21 protein-coding genes and 4 pseudogenes are annotated in these 17,190 nt (G+C 47.3%); 17 read left to right on the forward strand and 8 right to left on the reverse strand.

Going from position 1 to position 17,190, the window contains the following annotated elements; genetic code table 11:
• Positions 1-23: 23 nt before the first annotated feature.
• The 4 genes and pseudogenes from NNL21_RS37065 (at position 24) to NNL21_RS32740 (ending at position 4,337) form a co-directional block, all read left to right on the forward strand.
• Positions 24-250: pseudogene (locus NNL21_RS37065) on the forward strand (DUF421 domain-containing protein).
• A 500-nt stretch (positions 251-750) separates the two neighbouring features.
• Complete coding sequence (locus NNL21_RS32730) at positions 751-2,298, forward strand: spore germination protein (protein WP_256555641.1); 1,548 nt, start codon at positions 751-753, stop codon at positions 2,296-2,298.
• On the forward strand, positions 2,228-3,244 hold the full coding sequence (locus NNL21_RS32735; protein WP_256555642.1) for a GerAB/ArcD/ProY family transporter: 1,017 nt from the start codon (positions 2,228-2,230) through the stop codon (positions 3,242-3,244). The genes NNL21_RS32730 and NNL21_RS32735 overlap by 71 nt, the downstream gene beginning before the upstream one ends.
• A gap of 1 nt (position 3,245) precedes the next feature.
• A complete protein-coding gene (locus tag NNL21_RS32740; protein ID WP_204822060.1) occupies positions 3,246-4,337 on the forward strand; it encodes a Ger(x)C family spore germination protein in 1,092 nt (363 codons plus the stop codon).
• A 136-nt stretch (positions 4,338-4,473) separates the two neighbouring features.
• Here the strand turns inward: NNL21_RS32740 and NNL21_RS32745 are convergent, their stop codons facing one another.
• Positions 4,474-4,806 carry a hypothetical protein gene (locus NNL21_RS32745; RefSeq protein WP_204822059.1) on the reverse strand — a complete coding sequence of 111 codons (333 nt, stop codon included), beginning with the start codon at positions 4,804-4,806 and terminating at the stop codon, positions 4,474-4,476.
• A gap of 19 nt (positions 4,807-4,825) precedes the next feature.
• On the opposite strand from NNL21_RS32745, the gene NNL21_RS32750 reads away from it, so the two are divergent.
• The 5 genes from NNL21_RS32750 to NNL21_RS32770 are packed head-to-tail and all read left to right on the forward strand — an operon-like array spanning position 4,826 to position 7,121.
• Entirely contained in the window at positions 4,826-5,065 is a 240-nt protein-coding gene (locus NNL21_RS32750; protein ID WP_139607843.1) for a spore gernimation protein GerQ, read from the forward strand.
• A 14-nt stretch (positions 5,066-5,079) separates the two neighbouring features.
• Positions 5,080-5,466 carry a spore coat protein gene (locus tag NNL21_RS32755; protein ID WP_204822058.1) on the forward strand — a complete coding sequence of 129 codons (387 nt, stop codon included), beginning with the start codon at positions 5,080-5,082 and terminating at the stop codon, positions 5,464-5,466.
• Positions 5,463-6,599, forward strand: coding sequence for a zinc-dependent alcohol dehydrogenase (locus NNL21_RS32760; protein WP_204822057.1), 1,137 nt, complete (start codon positions 5,463-5,465; stop codon positions 6,597-6,599). Before NNL21_RS32755 ends, NNL21_RS32760 begins: the two co-directional genes overlap by 4 nt.
• Positions 6,600-6,614: 15 nt before the next feature.
• Positions 6,615-6,809, forward strand: a complete 195-nt coding sequence (locus NNL21_RS32765; protein WP_139607840.1) for a hypothetical protein — start codon at positions 6,615-6,617, stop codon at positions 6,807-6,809.
• Positions 6,810-6,821: 12 nt separating this feature from the next.
• Positions 6,822-7,121 carry a spore coat protein gene (locus NNL21_RS32770; protein ID WP_204822056.1) on the forward strand — a complete coding sequence of 100 codons (300 nt, stop codon included), beginning with the start codon at positions 6,822-6,824 and terminating at the stop codon, positions 7,119-7,121.
• 703 nt (positions 7,122-7,824) lie between these two features.
• On the opposite strand, the gene NNL21_RS36670 is transcribed toward NNL21_RS32770, so the two are convergent.
• From NNL21_RS36670 to NNL21_RS32790, 4 genes and pseudogenes are all read right to left on the reverse strand, one after another.
• A complete protein-coding gene (locus NNL21_RS36670) occupies positions 7,825-8,025 on the reverse strand; it encodes a multicopper oxidase domain-containing protein (RefSeq protein WP_309145367.1) in 201 nt (66 codons plus the stop codon).
• On the reverse strand, positions 7,977-8,447 hold the full coding sequence (locus tag NNL21_RS36675) for a multicopper oxidase domain-containing protein (RefSeq protein WP_309145366.1): 471 nt from the start codon (positions 8,445-8,447) through the stop codon (positions 7,977-7,979). Before NNL21_RS36675 ends, NNL21_RS36670 begins: the two co-directional genes overlap by 49 nt.
• A pseudogene (locus NNL21_RS32785) lies at positions 8,398-8,781 on the reverse strand (aldo/keto reductase); the annotation flags it as partial. The gene NNL21_RS36675 and the pseudogene NNL21_RS32785, both read right to left, overlap by 50 nt.
• Positions 8,782-9,311: 530 nt before the next feature.
• Positions 9,312-9,788 (reverse strand): YqeG family HAD IIIA-type phosphatase, encoded by a 477-nt coding sequence (locus NNL21_RS32790; protein WP_204822055.1) that lies wholly within the window; start codon positions 9,786-9,788, stop codon positions 9,312-9,314.
• 344 nt (positions 9,789-10,132) lie between these two features.
• Here NNL21_RS32790 and NNL21_RS32795 point away from each other — a divergent pair, with 344 nt between their 5' ends.
• The 3 genes and pseudogenes from NNL21_RS32795 to NNL21_RS32805 form a co-directional block, all read left to right on the forward strand.
• Positions 10,133-10,375, forward strand: a complete 243-nt coding sequence (locus NNL21_RS32795; RefSeq protein WP_204822054.1) for a DUF2975 domain-containing protein — start codon at positions 10,133-10,135, stop codon at positions 10,373-10,375.
• Between the two features lie 11 nt (positions 10,376-10,386).
• Positions 10,387-10,608 carry a helix-turn-helix domain-containing protein gene (locus tag NNL21_RS32800; RefSeq protein WP_204822053.1) on the forward strand — a complete coding sequence of 74 codons (222 nt, stop codon included), beginning with the start codon at positions 10,387-10,389 and terminating at the stop codon, positions 10,606-10,608.
• A 33-nt stretch (positions 10,609-10,641) separates the two neighbouring features.
• Positions 10,642-10,794 (forward strand): annotated as a pseudogene (locus NNL21_RS32805) (DinB family protein); the annotation flags it as partial.
• A gap of 136 nt (positions 10,795-10,930) precedes the next feature.
• Here the strand turns inward: NNL21_RS32805 and NNL21_RS32810 are convergent.
• Positions 10,931-12,142 (reverse strand): MFS transporter, encoded by a 1,212-nt coding sequence (locus NNL21_RS32810; protein WP_256555650.1) that lies wholly within the window; start codon positions 12,140-12,142, stop codon positions 10,931-10,933.
• Positions 12,143-12,343: 201 nt separating this feature from the next.
• Here NNL21_RS32810 and NNL21_RS32815 point away from each other — a divergent pair, with 201 nt between their 5' ends.
• The 4 genes from NNL21_RS32815 (at position 12,344) to NNL21_RS32830 (ending at position 15,865) form a co-directional block, all read left to right on the forward strand.
• Positions 12,344-12,922, forward strand: coding sequence for a TetR/AcrR family transcriptional regulator (locus NNL21_RS32815; protein WP_204822051.1), 579 nt, complete (start codon positions 12,344-12,346; stop codon positions 12,920-12,922).
• A gap of 375 nt (positions 12,923-13,297) precedes the next feature.
• On the forward strand, positions 13,298-13,795 hold the full coding sequence (locus NNL21_RS32820) for a DinB family protein (RefSeq protein WP_204822050.1): 498 nt from the start codon (positions 13,298-13,300) through the stop codon (positions 13,793-13,795).
• 146 nt (positions 13,796-13,941) lie between these two features.
• Entirely contained in the window at positions 13,942-14,790 is an 849-nt protein-coding gene (locus tag NNL21_RS32825) for a GNAT family N-acetyltransferase (protein ID WP_204822049.1), read from the forward strand.
• Positions 14,791-15,061: 271 nt separating this feature from the next.
• Positions 15,062-15,865, forward strand: coding sequence for a class I SAM-dependent methyltransferase (locus NNL21_RS32830; protein WP_204822048.1), 804 nt, complete (start codon positions 15,062-15,064; stop codon positions 15,863-15,865).
• 120 nt (positions 15,866-15,985) lie between these two features.
• Here the strand turns inward: NNL21_RS32830 and NNL21_RS32835 are convergent, their stop codons facing one another.
• On the reverse strand, positions 15,986-16,159 hold the full coding sequence (locus tag NNL21_RS32835; protein ID WP_204822114.1) for a hypothetical protein: 174 nt from the start codon (positions 16,157-16,159) through the stop codon (positions 15,986-15,988).
• Between the two features lie 50 nt (positions 16,160-16,209).
• Positions 16,210-16,383: pseudogene (locus NNL21_RS32840) on the reverse strand (MerR family DNA-binding transcriptional regulator); the annotation flags it as partial.
• A gap of 139 nt (positions 16,384-16,522) precedes the next feature.
• Between NNL21_RS32840 and NNL21_RS32845 the strand changes: the two are divergent.
• Positions 16,523-17,017, forward strand: a complete 495-nt coding sequence (locus NNL21_RS32845) for a DUF6022 family protein (protein WP_256555643.1) — start codon at positions 16,523-16,525, stop codon at positions 17,015-17,017.
• The last annotated feature ends 173 nt before the right edge of the window (positions 17,018-17,190 follow it).

Genomic DNA, 17,190 nt, shown 5'->3' on the forward strand with positions numbered 1-17,190 from the left:
CGGCTATAGAAAGGGATGAAATCTTGTTTCTCCAATTAACGATTAAACTGTTATCGGGCTTTGTGGGCTTGTTCATCATTACCAAGATGTTAGGAAAAACACAATTTAGTCAGGTAACACCGTTTGATTTTATTTCTGCTATTTTTTAGGAGAGGTCGTGGGAAGTGCTCTATATGATGAAAAAGCAACCGTCTTCACGATGCTGTATTGTTTATTTTTGTGGGGGTTGCTCAAAACTCTAAGTGGGTGACAAACTCCATAAGGCTGACGGAAGCAATCTGACGAGTGATAAGGTTGAGTTTGTAAAACTTGATGGAAAGGTTATGGTGTATGCATAATACGAAATGTGGTCCAAGTGTTTATACATCTTAATGTAGAACTTCCCGAAGTCAAATTACCTAATCCCGTTAGGTTAAAAGATGTATCGAACAAGTGGGATGAGTTTTTAGGTCCAGTATTCAGGCTGGTAAATTATATATATCATGATGTAATATAGTTACTTATTTTATGTAATTTTATATTTTTTTTGCATTAACATCTTTTTTTTAAGTGATAGTTCCCCTCATTGTTCAGCCATGAAAGTGTTACGCTCGGTGAAAGGTATGTTAATACCGTCTCGGTTGACGTGTGTTACGCGCATGTTATATGAGGTACTATGGTTACCAGTGACAGCGTATGCTTGGATGAAATCACCTGCAAACGTTCATAATAACCACGTTGTGCCAAATACATGTTCAGGTGATGGTAACCATGGTATGGAACAAGGTAACGAACGTGCTTGACCGCGGCAACGAGGATTCCCCTGAAAAGGATGAAATCCCATTAACAATGGACGCCCTCAGACAGATATTGGTCAATATGTCCGATGCGGAAGTCATTGAACGTACGGCTCTTGACGAGCGGACAATTACTCTCCTTTATATAAAAACTTTAATCGATCTCGAGCGGCTGAATGAATCCGTCATCGGGCCGCTTAGTGTCCTTTCCGATAATACGGTTTGCGAATGCATCACCGCGTCCAGCATTTCGGAAGTTACCGGTCAGCAGAAAGCGAAGCTGCTTCTTATGCAGGGCTCCGTGCTGGTGCACGACGACAGAATTGACCGGTGGTGGGCGGTGTCTCTGCCGAGTTCCTTGGGTCGCAGCATCGAGTCTTCCGATACGGAAACCATTATCTTAGGGCCTAAAGACAGCTTCAGCGAAAAAATCGATGAAAACATCACGCTCATTCGCAGGCGGCTACCGACGCCCGATCTGAAAACCGAACAATTCTCAGTTGGTTCCCTCAGCAAAACCACGATCGTGATCATGTACATGGAAGGCATCACCAATCCGAAGCATGTCGCCATAGCCAGAGAGAAAATCGAGGCTATTGATTATGATATGATTCTGGAAGCGTCCCATCTCGGTTTTTTTATGGAAGACCATGTCCACAGCGTTTTTCCGCAGTTTATGCAGACCGACCGGCCGGATGCGTCAGCATACTACCTCGGTACGGGCAAGCTTGTCATAATGGTGGGAGGCACGCCCTTTGTTCTGATCGCTCCCATGACGTTCTTCCATTTGTTCCATTCCCCCGAGGATTATATTAACCGCTGGCTCGTGGCCAGCTTCCTTCGGCTAGTCCGCTATCTAAGCTTCATGCTTTCCATCACGTTAATTCCGCTATATGTGGCATTAACGACCCACCATTATCAGATGGTTCCGCTGCAGATCCTGTTCGTGCTTCTTGATTCCAGGAGCAAGCTTCCATTTACGCCTTTCTGGGAAGCCTGCTGCATGCTGATTACGCTGGAAATCATGAAAGAAGCCAGCCTACGGATGCCCGCCAAGTCGGGACAAACGCTGGGGGTCATCGGGGGGATCGTGATCGGCCAAGCAGCAGTCGAAGCAGGCTTTGCCAGCAAGGTGCTGATCGTGCTTGTCGGAATCTCGGCCATCGCTTCATTCCTGGTGCCTAACTATATGATCACGAAAGCCAATACGATGGTTCAATTCGCTTTGCTCATTCTAGCCTCTTACCTAGGACTTCTGGGTGTCGTGCTGGGTATTATTCTGCTGCTCATCCACCTGAATGGGCTATCTTCCCTCAAACAGCCTTATTTTGCGCCGGTCGCCCCTTTTTTCTGGAGAGATTGGAAGGATCTATTCATCCGGGCTCCTCTGCCATCTTTAAGAAGCCGGCCATTATTTTTGAACCCCCTGAAAAAGTGGATTTGTGCTGCTTATGCCCCAGTATCTGGTTCATCCCAATATGGTCTGGGCCATCATCGCCGTTGGCATTATATCCAACATTAATCTGATGCTGCTTGCCAAATGGTTCGCTTCGCCCTATTCCGGCAAAGGCTATGCCGGCTTTGTCGAGCTTTTCGGCGAAAGGAAGGTTCGTTTGTTCTCCTTCATCGGAATGCTGTTCATCTTTGTCAAGATTACGGTGATTACGCTCGGCTATACCGAAATCATACATCAATTCGTGCTGCCGTCCATCCAGAGGGAATGGCTGCTTGCTTTCCTATTTGCTGTTGGCTGCTATCTGGCCGTGAAAGGCATGGAGAAGACGATTCGTTTCATCTTCATCGCCTATTTATGCTCGTTCTGGTTGATCCTGCTGTACATTCCTTTCTTCTTGCCTCCTATCGCCTCGATACATGATCTGTACCCGATCATTTCGATGGAACGTGACGACGGGATTTGGCAGGGCATGCTGCTGATCTGGGCATCGCTGTCTGGACCAGAATACCTCATATGCATCGGTGCCTGGTTCAGCCCCCGGGACAAGCTGCTTAGGCCGATGGCGATCGGGAACGCATTGACGATTGTGGAATACCTGGCACTGTTTATCGCCTCGACGTTGTATTTTGGGCCGGAATATTTGAGAAAAAGCAGCTACCCGGTCATCAACATGGTACGCTATTTGCAATCGCCGATCTTCGAACGTCTGGATATCATGATGATTTGCATCCATATTTTCCACTATGTGTTTGCCATTGCGCTGCTCATTCTGCTGTTCTACGGTTCTCTCCGGATCATTGCGGGAAAAGCCATGAAACCAGCCAGCAGATCCGGCTTCATTGCGAGTTTCATGGTACTGTTTCTATGCATGCTCATCGTCTACCACTGGTTCTGGAAATCCGGTACGCAGGGACATTTCTGGCCGGTGCTTCAGGTCTGTTTCGCTGCGGTATCCTTCTTGGCGGTACCCGCCTTTATGATAGCCGCAGTAAGAATAAAGGGGCGTGCCTAACATGAGTTGGAGAACGAAAGCCGCATTATGGGCTATGGCGGGTATTCTATTTGTAACTCCAGGATGCTCGAGCCGGGATTACAATATTATTGAAGAAATCGCGCCTATCATTCTCTGGACCATCGATCAGGGTCAGGACGGCATGCTGGAAATAAGCTTGCTGGTGCCTCCTCTAGGCAGAGAAGAGAAGAAGATGATAACACTTCATACCGATCTTCTAAAGGAGGGCAAAAAAGAATTTAACCGAAGCTATCATCGGGAGCTGAAGACCGGCCAGAAACGGGTCCTGTTCATCAGCGAGGAGTTCGCAAGGCAAGGGATGCGGCCCATTATTGACACCATACTAGCGGATCCCAAATTGTCACTGCGTCTTTATTTGGCCGTTTATCGGGGAGATCTACAGGGGTACTTGCAAAAGCAGATTAAGAAGGATCCGCTTATCGATTATTATATATATCGCAAATTCAAGCATTATGAAAGCAGAAGCCCTGGGGAAATGACCGTCGTCAATCTGCATCAATATATAAAAAATCTCTATTCACCGCTTGCGGATCCGGTTCTGCCCGTATTTCAGGCGGATCAGAATGACTTAACCTATGAGGGAACCGGTCTATTCCGTAAAGATAAGCTGGTTTCCGTATTGAGCCGAACCGAAGAACAAATGTTCCAGCTTCAGTACAAAAATCATCGCCTTCAGGATCTTTCTCTGCCCGAATTGTCGGTCAACGTCAGCGATGTCCATGTCAAGCCCGACTGGAAGGTGGACCGCAGACAGGCGAGAGTAACAATTAACATGGAAATCCGATGCCGAATCGAGGAGTACCACGGAAATAAAGATTTACTGGACCCTGCCCAGTTAGATGAGCTTAACCGGAACATCGGAGCCTATATGGATAAACAAACCGTATCGCTTTTCAAAAAAATGCAGGAGCTGAAAGTGGATCCTTTGAACATGGGATCATACGCTTCAGGGGCTTTTCAGAGTCGGATCGAAAGAAAGGATTGGCAAAAAGAATGGCCGCAAATGAAGGTCGCGGTACATTACAAGACATTTATGGAGCCGCTGACCAATTCGCTCAGCGGAAGCCGGTAATGGATAAAAATAATCTGGCAGTGCCAAAACTGCACAAAGCTAAACATGAACGAATAAGACGTCCGATCCGCGATATTCCCCATTACAATATTTCCAAGGACAACACCCAGATCCGACATGGCGATAAACAGGCCAATCAATAGGTTGCGGGTGGCACTGACACGACGAAGGTCAAGTAAGTAACTAGAATCGGATAGATTAACGCCATCCCTAAAGCGATCAGCCGCGAAGCAGCATACATCAAGGCTTCCGGGCCGATTACTGCCAGCGATAATAGATCAATATCGGCAGCCATGTAAACCAGAAGGCCGCTTGTCAGCAGAGGATGCCATTGGCCGTCGGAAGGGATTCTGGTCCGAAGCGCAAAGCGGGCTGCGACCATCACTCCTGCTTGCAGCATGAAGAACAAGCCTGGATTGCCGGACCAGAATACCTCTGCATATTTCAGGTAAAAATAGCTGTGTCTCACAAAAAAGGAGTGACCAGCAATGACCACATTGGCTCCACACGAAGCGTTGGAAATTCACGAGGCGATTAACTTCAAGACACTCTGCCTGGCCAAATCGAAGCTGATGCAAGGTCTCGTTTTTGACCAAGAATTGAAGGATTTGATGCAAAAGGACGTGGAACAGTCGCTCCAAGGCTTGACCGACTTGCAGGCATTATATAAGCGGGCGCCGTTCAGCGCCCCGGTACCGGAAAAACGGCCCACTCCCATTCTGAATTGAGGTGACTGCTTACAATGACAATGGATTATCTGGATCCGGCGGAAGCGCTAAACATGCCGGAGAAGGCGGACATGACGTTCGCGATGGATTTCCTGATCCGCACGAAGGACGGTGTTCGCAACACCGCGTTCGCGATCACGGAGACGGCCTCGCCCGAGGCCAGGGCTCTGCTGCGCGCGCAGCTGCATCAAGGCATCGCGCTGCACCAGGAGATCTCTGAGCTGATGATCCGCAAGAAATGGTTTCACCCTTACGAGCTGCAGGAGCAGTTCCAGCTGGACATGCTCGGAGCGACGCAGACGATGGACATTGCGAAGCTGCGGTTGTTCCCGGACGATACTAGACGCAAAGGCATGTTCGACCGCACGCCGGACGAGCATATGGGAGGGCACCAAGCATGAAGGCGGTAACGTATCAAGGCATTAAAAACGTTCAGGTCAAAGAGGTGCCCGATGCGAAAATCGAGAAGCCGGACGACATGATCGTCCGGATTACGGCAAGCGCCATCTGCGGCTCGGACCTCCATCTGTTTCACGGCATGATTCCGAATATGCAGGAGGATTTCGTGGTCGGACATGAGCCTATGGGGATCGTCGAGGAGGTCGGTCCCGGCGTGACCAAGCTGAAGAAAGGGGATCGCGTGATCATCCCGTTCAATATCGCATGCGGGCAGTGCTGGTATTGCCAGAACCACCTGGAGAGCCAGTGCGACAACTCGAACGAGCATGGCGATATGGGCGCCTACTTCGGCTATTCCGGCACGACCGGAGGCATTCCCGGCGGACAGGCCGAGTATCTAAGGGTTCCGTTCGCGGATTTCACCCATTTCAAAATCCCTGAAAGCTGCGAGCAGCCCGACGAGAAGCTGACAGTGATCGCCGACGCGATGACAACAGCTTTCTGGAGCGTTGACAACGCGGGCGTCAAGGACGGCGATACGGTCATCGTGATCGGCTGCGGTCCGGTCGGCCTGTTCGCGCAAAAGTTTTGCTGGATGAAGGGCGCGAAGCGCGTCATCGCGCTGGACTTCCTCGATTACCGGCTGCAGCACGCCAAACGGATCAACAACGTGGAAATCGTCAACATCGAGCAGTACAAGAATGTCGGTAACGAGCTGAAGGAGATGACGCAGGGCGGCGCGGATGTCGTGATCGACTGCTCGGGCATGAGCGGCAAGATGTCTCCGCTCGAGCAGCTCGCCTCGGGCCTCAAGCTGCACGGCGGCGCAATGGGCGGGCTCGTGATCGCTTCCCAATGCGTGCGCAAGGGCGGCACGATTCAGGTGACCGGCGTCTACGGAGGCCGGTACAACGCGTTCCCGATGGGCGATATTTTTCAGCGCAACATTACGGTGAAGACGGGCCAAGCGCCGGTCATTCACTACATGCCTTACATGTATGAGCTTGTCGATACCGGCAAGATCGACCCCGGCGATATCGTTACGCATGTCATTCCGCTCAGCGAAGCGAAGCGCGGGTACGAAATGTTCGATACGCGGCAGGACAACTGCATCAAGGTTGTACTTAAGCCTTAGAAGGGGGCAATGTTTATGGGATATGCGTTGCACGAAACGCTGGAGGTTCACGAGATGGCGGCGTTCAAGACGGTCTGCCTGACGAAGTCGAAAACGATGCAGGCGCTGGTCTCGGACCCGGCGCTCAAGCAGATTTTGCAGCGGGATGTGGAGCTCACGACGCGGCAGCTGCAGGAGCTTGGCGGGATTATGAACAAAGCGATGCAATAGGAGTGTGGACAAATGAACACAATATTGGAGCATATAACCGGCATGCATGTGATGACGGACCAGGTGATCGCGATGGATTACCTGACGACAACCAAATCGGCCGTACGCAATTATGCCGCGGCGGTGACGGAGTCGGGCACGCCGGAGGTGAAGGCGACGCTGCTGCGTCATCTCGACGAAGCGATCGACATGCACAAGGCGATTACGATGTACATGATGCAAAAGGGGCTGTATCATCCCTGGAACACCCAGGAGCAGCTGCAGCTGGATCTGCAGAGCATGCAGACAGCGCTCAGCCTGCCGTCCATGTAACGAGCCCCGCGAAGCTATCTTCCTGTTCGGAGCGTTCCGGCTCCGCGGGAGGGTAGCTTTTTTCGCTCGGCGCTGGCGCGTCTACGATGGAATGAGACTTCTATACCCCTTACATTGCGGCGATCCGATTATGTTTGAGCTTGGCAGCCTATTTTTTCCCAGCCAATCTGGAGCTTGATACGGAGTGGTATGTTGCTTTTGGAGGCGTGAAGTTCTGGCTCCATCCCAAAACCAAATACCGTGTTTTGCCTCTAAATTGACCTGCCAATGGCGGGTCTTTTCCTTTGTCCGTCATTCCGCAAGCCTAAATCTAATCGCCAAATGCTTGTCGGTTCCTAATTCACCGACCATTAAAGTGGCTGATGACAACTACGGAAACTCACAGAAGAAAAGGACTGGCTACTAATCTGCAACTAACTGAATGTGTAAACGGTAGCACAATCGAAATTGAGTATTGCCGTTAGAACAAGCAGTTGTATGGCAATAAGGTAGTCTAACTTTCACTCATGGTCGCTCAAACTATGGATGGGCGGCACGGCCGGCGTAGCGCGTTCAACTCCCGAAGGACACCGATAAGAGGACGCGTATCTTTCTGCATTTCTGGCAAGGTTGAAATCCTGCGAATAAGCGAGCATTCGTGAGAAAACTGAATCGTACTGAGGGAGTTTAATAAATTCTCTGCACCTATTGTTGTCTATACCCCTCACCAGTGTGCTTTAAAGACCTCAATGGGACGCATCATTTCGTGATCTTCATGCTCCAGCATGTGACAATGCCACACATAACGTCCGGTGAAGGGTCCAAAACGGGCTATAATAGATGTAATGTAACCAAAGGGGGTCTGAACTGTATCTTTTAATCCCGTTTCAAAGGGATCAGGAGGAGAGGGAGGTCCCGTAAAAATAAGGTTTCCGTTTTTTGAAAAAGAGAAACATCAAAAGGTTGACGATCAAGAATTTGAAAGTCAACCAAATGGAGATGGATGGGGTGAGGATCATCATCGATTATATTGATGATTCGCCAAATTTCAATGGTACCTGCTTCAATTCTTTCGGATATTCGATCTATCCACATTTTACCATCCAATAAATTTGAGGATCGACCATATTGATCCTTGATTCTAATGAGTGTTAAATCTCTTGTTCTCTTTGCCATATTCCTTGTGAGTCGTTTGAATTCCCCTAAATAAAAAGGAAGGGAGCTGGTATCTGTAATTAACGGTAGGGTTACTCTGAATTGCATGACTTCTGTTGTTTCAGGGGATGTATTTGATGTATTTGAGGTCACGATATAACTCCTCCATAGCGCGCCAAGAGCCATACACATCGCCAAATGGCTGATGAATTAAATACAAATCCAAATAATCTAATTGCAATCTTTCCAGTGATTTTTCAAATGCTTTTTTCGTCCGCTCATAGCCAGCATCCTGAACCCAAAGTTTCGTAGTAATAAATAATTCCTCTCTTGTTATGCCACACCGTTTGATCGCTCTGCCAACGGCTTCTTCATTGAGATAAGAGGCAGCTGTATCAATCAGTCGATAGCCCGCCATAATAGCGTCATAAACGCTTTGTTCACACTCATTTTGATCTGCAATCTGAAAAACACCAAAACCGAGTATAGGCATCTCAACACCATTATTCAAAATTACTTTTTGCATATAAAATCCTCCAATTTTTTAGGATTATTTGTAAATCGGTTTGATCTTATCCATTACATCCATAACAGACTTACTCCGTCGCCGCAATTCGTGATCGTACGGGTAAACCCCATGAAACGGACGCCATGACTACTTCCATCGCGATAACAGTAGTACCTATGTGGCATGACTTTATTATGCATTCCTGAACATAGAAGTGATATCTAATTTATCTTAATTGATTGCCTAATCCTCTCAATGCCGTTCCTTATAAGCAAACTACTGCTATATAATCATACAAAGTAACATTAATGGAATCGGCTTGCATATCGGGTTGGTTATGAAAGTGCGTTGAGGGGGTCATTATGGAAGATATCTTTGATTATTTGCAAACAGTGGAAATTCTAAACCGTATAAAGTAGGAATGCCAGTTTTTTGTGAGGTTGAAACCCGCATTCTGATGGCTGGGCATCGGTATCCCCCGTATACGTAAAAAGGCTGGTAAATGACCAGCCTTACAGTAAGGAGTATCCCCGCGTCATTCTTTCCTTTTACACTCGAAGCACTTTTACCATCAACCGTTTTATTACACCTATAATCCGGGGTTTTGTCCATGAAGGAGAAACAAAAATCGTATACATTCCTAATCGATTTCCACCCCATAAATCAGTAATAATTCCATTGCCGACAACCGCTGTCTCATTCTTTCGGGTTCCGAGTATATCCAAAGCAGCCATAAATGCTTTTTTCTTCGGTTTACTCGCTTCGAATAAAGCCGGAATCTCATTAACCAGCTCGTTTCCTTGCGAAGGAGGTTTACTGTTCGAGACGATAATCAGCTTAATCGCATATCGGGATTTAAAGTCTTTCAGCCATTCCTTCATAGAATCCGATGCAGACGGAGAATTTTTCGGAATTAATGTATTACTCCAGTTAAATATTATTCCTTTAATTCCTGCCCGTTGCAGCGCGTCTCCGTCTATGTCATAAATTGATCGCACAATTTGTGAAGGTTTGAAAATAGGCATATGCTTCCTCCGTTACATTTTGTTTATAAAGCTGGTCATAAGTCGTATATAGTTTTCCATTACCTTCATTTTTAATACCCTTATCCGTCAGCACACAGAAGAAAGGAGAATATGACCGGGTTACATTCAGTGACCGTGCCTAGGCTGTACATATTCAAGCAGAATAAAAAATAATCGGGAAAAAGATGACGATTAGGCCAACGGAGAACGATAGTTCAATCATTTATAAATGAAAAGGATATTTATATAACAACATTAATATAATGAAAAACAATAACTATTTATTGAAAAACGATAAAACGTGTGTTACAGTCAAATTGGCAATAAATAGTGAGGTGCTTTTTATGAAACAAGGTTCAACATTCTTTTTAAAGATAGCTGTTTTTATTGCCGGAACTCCAGTTCTTGCTTTGTGTATATTTGGGTTGCCATGGATAGCCGCTAAAGATGCAGCAGCGCATCCAGAGACTGCCTACTTGCAGTATCCCTTTTTGATAGGTGCATATATAACGGTAACACCGTTTTTCGTTGCCTTGTATCAAGCTTTAGCCATCGATATAAAATCAGAGAATGACTTAATAGTCTGAGGTGGATAATCGTGGCAATTATAATCAATATTGATGTGATGCTGGCTAAAAGGAAAATGAGCGTAACAGACCTTTCGGAAAGGGTTGGAATAACAATGGCTAACCTTTCTATATTGAAAAATGGAAAGGCAAAAGCAATTAGGCTTTCAACTTTAGAGGCAATTTGCAAAGCATTAGAATGCCATCCTGGAGACATTTTAGAATACAAAAGTGATGAAGACACCCAAGAATAATAGACAACAAACTTCCTCAAAATCACGGATACAGGGGAGCGGGAAGCCCATACATACGGCGAAGTGATGCGGCACGTGATCGCCCACGAGATTCACCACATCGGTCAATTGTCTATATGGTCTCGAGAGCTAGAAAAAAAGCCGGTTACTGCAAACTTAATTGGCAGAGGGCTATTCGATAGTTAGCGTGTGAGCTAACGGGCACGATCGTTCAACACTCAAACTAAGACGAGGCTGCCGACACGGATCGGCAGCCTCGTTGCGCGAATGGGCAGGATACCAAGGAAGCTATCTTCGAAAGGAGTAAGAGATATAAGCCTCATTATGACAAGCGGCGGGTTACTCCCCAGAACAGCAGCGCTAAAGCACTTACGGCGGCCCCAAGCAGGCATACCCCGTTCCAACCGGCATATTTGTAAATACTCGTTGAAGCAATGGAACCAGTAGCGCTTCCTATGGAATAAAAAATCATATAGGTTGCGGTGAGACGACTACGTGCCTCTGGGCGTACACTCAAGATCATGCTTTGGTTCGTCACATGTACGGCTTGTACCGCTAGGTCGAGGAGAATGATTCCCGTGACAAGAGCCGTCAACGAGCGCTCTGTGTAGCTGATAGGCAGCCATGAGATCAATAACAGCAATAGAGCAATTCCTGTTGTCTTTTGTCCCAGACCACGGTCGGCTAGCCTCCCGGCTCGAGTTGCCGCCAATGCTCCCGCGACTCCTGCCAGACCGAATGCTCCGATGATTGAGTGTGAGAGGGATAGCGGTGGCATGCTGAGTGGCAGAACGAGCGATGTCCACAAGATGCTGAAAGCAGTGAAGATTAGTAAACCAAGCACGGAGCGGATACGAAGAATGCGTTCCTCTCTAAATAATACGAGCACCGAACGAAGCAATTGAAAATAGGAAATCGGAACATTTCGTTGTACATCAAGAGGTAAAGTCCGTATTAGTGTGAATGAAATAACGAGCATGCATGCTGCTGAAAAAAGATATACGGACCGCCAGCCGGCGAGATCCGTTAATACTCCAGCGGTTGTTCTCGCAAGCAAAATGCCAATTACCACGCCGCTGGTCACCAGGCCTACCGTACGCCCCCGGTCGGTTGGTGCGGCCAAATTCGCTGCATATGCAACCATAGTTTGCGTGACGACAGCCAATAAACCCACGATAGCCAATCCCGTGAACAACATCCCGGCTGTCGGGGCGAGACCGATTCCAACTAGCGCCAGTACGGATAATAACATTTGCCCTGGAATCAGCCAACGCCTGTTAAGTATATCACCAAGTGGTACGAGCAAAAGAAGGCCCAGCGCATAACAGATCTGCGTAATCGTAATAACGATACCAATGGAGGAATGCGCGATTCCGAATTCGTCCGCTATAGTGTCCAGAAGCGGCTGGGCGTAATAAATGTTTGCAACGGATAGTCCACAGGAAACGGCAAATAGTAATGCCATATTACGAGACATAGAAGCCGGTTGTTGAACGTCATGCGAGTCTCTTTTAAAAGTTTCCATCTGTGGCATTTCATCGGTTTCAAATTTCTTCATGATTGTTTTTCTCCTGTGAATTATTAATCATATTATACCGTTCGATACAAAATGATTATAAATAAAATATCCTTTAAAATCGAAGAAGTCAAGTGAAAGTCCAATCATATTTGACAGCTTTTTATTCAGAGTTTATTATTTATACTATACCATTCGGTAAAATTGGGAGGGGTAGGAATGGTTCGACACCGGGAGTTTGATGAGGAGAAAGCTTTGAACGCTGCGATGCGTTTGTTCTGGGAGAAAGGCTTTGAGGCTACTTCATTAAACGATCTGACATCGGCAATGGAAATTCAGCGACCTAGCCTTTACTTAGCCTTTGGTGATAAAAAACAGTTATTCGAAACAGCTCTACGCAAGTATACACAAGTGCATGCCTCTAACATTCGAGCGCAACTCCAAAGTAAAACGTCTGTCAGGGATGCATTTCATGCGTTTTTTAAAAGCTTGGTCGATGAGGAATATAAGGGAGAGGGTAGTCCGGGATGCTTCTGTATTAATACAATGGTTGAACTTGCACCTCATGATGAGAAATTTGAAATTATTACGAGAGAACATCAAATGTACCTCGCTGTCCTGTTCCAGGAAACAATTGAACGAGGATTACAATCGGGCGAGCTAAAAGCCGATACGAATCCGAAAGCTTTAGCGCATGCTTTAGTTGTGTCGTTAATCGGTTTAACCGTAATCATGAAGTCTCGACCCGAACGAATAATCATTGATAATGCTGTTGAAGTAACATTATCGCTTCTCTAATAGTTTACTGAGCCGGCATGCCGGAACGATAATGGCCGCGGAAACGAATAGCATGCAGTTTTACCCCGAAGCGTCCCGGTACGAAGGCCGCCGTCCATCCCAGCCTGTATACGCGTACGAACGGAGTTGTCAAGCTGGACAACATGAGCGGCGGGTACGGCTTCGGCTATAAAGTGGACGCGATCGTCCGACCGCTACCGGAGCCCGTTGCTGATTACGGGGGTGGCTAATCCCTGTTGAAACGGTGGGCGTACGTTTGCTCGGCATCCATACCGTCGGACCATTCCGAACGACCGAACGTCTAACGACCGAGACATTCCTTTCCTCTCTACTGGAATTTATAGTATGCTAAACCATAAGGGAGGAGAGGGATTTATGGTCAAACAACTGATCTTCGGCGACGCAATGCATGAACTGGCTACTACGCGCCGCATTCTGGAACGCTTGCCAGAGGAGCATATGGCATGGAAGCCGCACGAGAAATCGATGACGCTTGGCGGGCTGGCCACGCATCTGATCAACCTGCTGAACTGGCAAATCGCAATTTTTCAGTACCCGGAGTTCGATCTTTCGACCGTGCCGCTGCGGCGAGACGCTTTGGAAAGACGGACAGATGTTCTCGAGGAGTTCGACGCGAACGTCGGCAAGCTGGAAAAGCTGATCGCCGAATGCGATGAGAAAACGCTCAGCGAGGAATGGACGTTGCGCCACGGCGACCATATCATCCTCCGCGAGCCGCGGGCGATTGCGCTCCGCACCTTCGGATTAAGCCACATGGTCCACCACCGGGCGCAGCTCGGGGTATACTTGCGGCTTCTCGATATTCCGGTGCCGGGCATCTACGGCCCCTCGGCCGACGAGGAAGCTCAATGAACTAAGTTTCTACGCGCCAAACAGTCGCAGGGGCACCGGCATGACCGCCGGCACTCTGCGACTGTTTTTACTAGACGCCCGCGATCTTCAAAGACGAAAGACGATATGGTGTGACGAATGACAAGAACGGAGGAATCAAGAGGCTGATGAATATAGCAGGTATCCGATACGAACACTTCAGTGAAAAAGATGATCATGCAGCAAGAGAATTATTAAGCTTTGACTTCGAGGCGGGTGAAGACATCCTTCGGGTGCTTGCTGAAGAACCGGAATTGTTTATTACCGCGTTTATCGAGGATAAGCTGGTTGCACTGGCTCAAGTGAACGAGCCTGCATCCCAGTCCTATTTAACTGTGTTTGTCGCGCCACAGTTTCGCAGGCAAGGAATCGGTTCTGCTATGGTAAAGTATGCTGAAACCGAATTGAGGACGGGCGGAACCCATAAAGTCAGAAGTTCCTTTCGTGCCGGCCATCAATCTTCTCTTGCGTTTGCACGCAAGCTCGGTTATGACAAATACTTTTCATCGGCTTTAATGCAGCGAACCGGCGATCCCTTTCCCTTGGAGGAGCTTCCCGTGAGGCTGTATACGGATGAAGACTATCTTGCCAGTCAGTCGCTGTATGCCACAGCATTTCATGAAATGCGCTTTAGTGTAGGGTGTTTTCCCGATTCTGTAATTGCAACGCCCAGCGAAAAAGAACGAAGAGCATGGAAAGAGGATGCGGAAGACCGTTTTGTCTTCGAAATAAATGGGGAGATCGTCGCCTATAGCCACATTTCTGGTCATGAACTCAGCAGTATTTCCGTCCGTACAGACTTTCAGGGGCTTGGGATCGGAAGAAAGTTTGTTATGTATTTATGCAACGAGATCTATCAGCGTGGCAATGCGAAAGTCGACCTTTGGTGTGTTGTCGGGAATTATGCCAGAAATCTGTATGACAGCCTTGGCTTTAAAGAAAAGTATATTAAAGAATTTATACGGAAAACGCTGTAATTTATTGGGCAGTTGCTCCCATTATCGGAACCGCCTTTGGAGGGGATGGTGTGACAGGAGCTCCTGTTACAGAGCTAGAGTATAAGCATTCCAAGGGGGGGCCGTACTTAAAGAGGCTGATAGGGTGACCTATCGGCGAACCTGGGTGGTGCCACGAGGAGTTTAAATCTCGTCCCTGAGACTATGTTCTTGGGGGTGGGATTTTTTTGTTTTGTGACATCAAGTCAAGAGTTAACGATCGTATAAATCGATGACAGTTAGGAGGGGTTACATGGACAGCATTGAAATCGTAAGAAAATTCTATGATGAGACTGTTAACTACGAGTGGAAGCGGCTCGATCGCCACCAAGTCGAATACGAGCTTAGCAAACGCTATATAACCCGTTATGTCAAACCAAATGACAAGGTGTGCGACCTCGGTGGAGGGCCGGGAAAGTATTCACTATACCTTTCGCAAATTGGTTGCCAAGTGACCTTGGCAGATCTTTCCCAAAACAACGTAGATTTTGCGCTGAATAAGGCACGGGAGCTCGGACTGCCGCTAAACGGTTTACGTGCGGATTGTCGTCATTTACCAGCAATTGAAGATGAACAATACGATCATGTGCTCTGCATGGGCCCTATGTATCATCTAAAAGACGAATGCGACAGGATCACCACAATTAATGAATGCTTGAGGATATTAAAGCCGAACGGGACGCTTTTCGTAGCCTTTGTTTCTTCTTATTCTTTTGTGTGGGATTATCTGATCCAGGATCCAAGCATGATTCTGAATGAGGAGAAACGATCTCAGCTCAATGCTATAGTAGACGATGCGAACTTTACCGGACATGGATTTTCGGAAAATTTCTTTATCCGCCCGCGAGATGTGCTTCCCTTTTTCCAACCGTTTCATCTGGAAAAGCTGCATTTGCTCAATTGCGAAAGCTTCTTATATTTGCGTGAGGCGGAACTGCTTAGTCAATCGCATGAAGTTGTATCCGCTTGGCTGGACTTGGCAGAGCAAGTGTGTGAGCGCGAGGATTTGCTGAGTTTAGCGGAACATCTCATGTATATTGGACGTAAACAGGAATAGCATTCTTACGCTTTTACTGTTAGACACAAAAGAACGCATTGTCTGCGACCGCGACAGTGCGTTCTTTTGTGTTTTTAAGTCCTATTTTAGTGTGGCTATAGCTTTTTGACTCGCAACCTATCAATCGTTCAAAACTGCCAAGTCGAGCTGGCGAAGACGTGCCTGATCGGCAATCATTTCGATTTCGGTAATCTTGCCTTCCGCAACGGTGAGTTCGAGTACGAAGAGTATTTGACCAAGAGGAGCCACGACGACGCCCACAGATCCGTTTGCGGTTTGTCCTGATGGAGACAACGAAGCACCTCGGCCGTCACTTCCATTCCGAATGCCGGGGCCATGGCTTGGATACACGACAGATAGGCTGCGTGCTGGTCCGTATAAATACGGTAGTCATTTGATGATCGTTCAGCTGGAGGTATTAGGCCTTTAGCCTCGTAATTCCTTATAGTACTGGCGCTAATCATGAATTTCGCCGCCATTTTTTTTGGGCGCATCGTCAACTCGTCATCTCTCCTCATTACAATAGATCATAATTAAACTTGCTTATAAGGTTTTCTATAAAAATTGTTGACATTCCTTCTCTTTTTTTGCTTAACCTTCGAATTGGCTTGCAAGTTGTACAATGGAATTGAAATGAAGAGAAGGAGGCGTTTGTTTGTGAAGAAAGGAATCCCGATTTTCCGGCAAGACATGGCGATCGAAGAAATAAGTGAGGTGGCCAACAGTTATATCGAGTCCGAGTGGAGGTCCATGTACGAATCCATGCATGAACAATTGACGGCTGCTTTTGTTGAAATCGAAGATGCGGCCTATGGTCTTTATTTGGATCAGCTTATGCCGTTCATATTCGAACAGTTGGAAGATGCCGGTTTCAGCGCTATGGAGAAGCTCGAAGAGAATGATTTCGTTATCGCCAAGCGCTTGATTTTCCGAAACTCCCTTGAAAAATGGGGTACGGAAGATAACAGATCGAGAATATTTTGGAACGTAATCCATGACAAGCAAGGCAATCCGATCGGCACCATACTCACGGAAATTCCCCACTCCCATCTGAAATTCGACATCCCTTCGGCACCGGTCATTTACTCGCTGCGGGAGAGTCTCAAGGAGCGGATCGTGCAAGGAATCCGGCGAATTAAGGAATCCGGCTGAGTTCATTAGAATTGAGATGTATATCTCCGAAGGATGGAATCGATATGATAGGTCCAAACCCAACGGAAAAGTTATTTGTTAAGCTAAACGGGACACTATAGTGAAGGGGCTTCTTTGTAGCTTCTAATGGGCAAAAGGAAATATTCAGGAGGAATTTGTGATTAGAAAGATTC

The organism is Paenibacillus mendelii (assembly GCF_024498075.1).
Lineage (GTDB): Bacteria > Bacillota > Bacilli > Paenibacillales > Paenibacillaceae > Paenibacillus_Z > Paenibacillus_Z mendelii.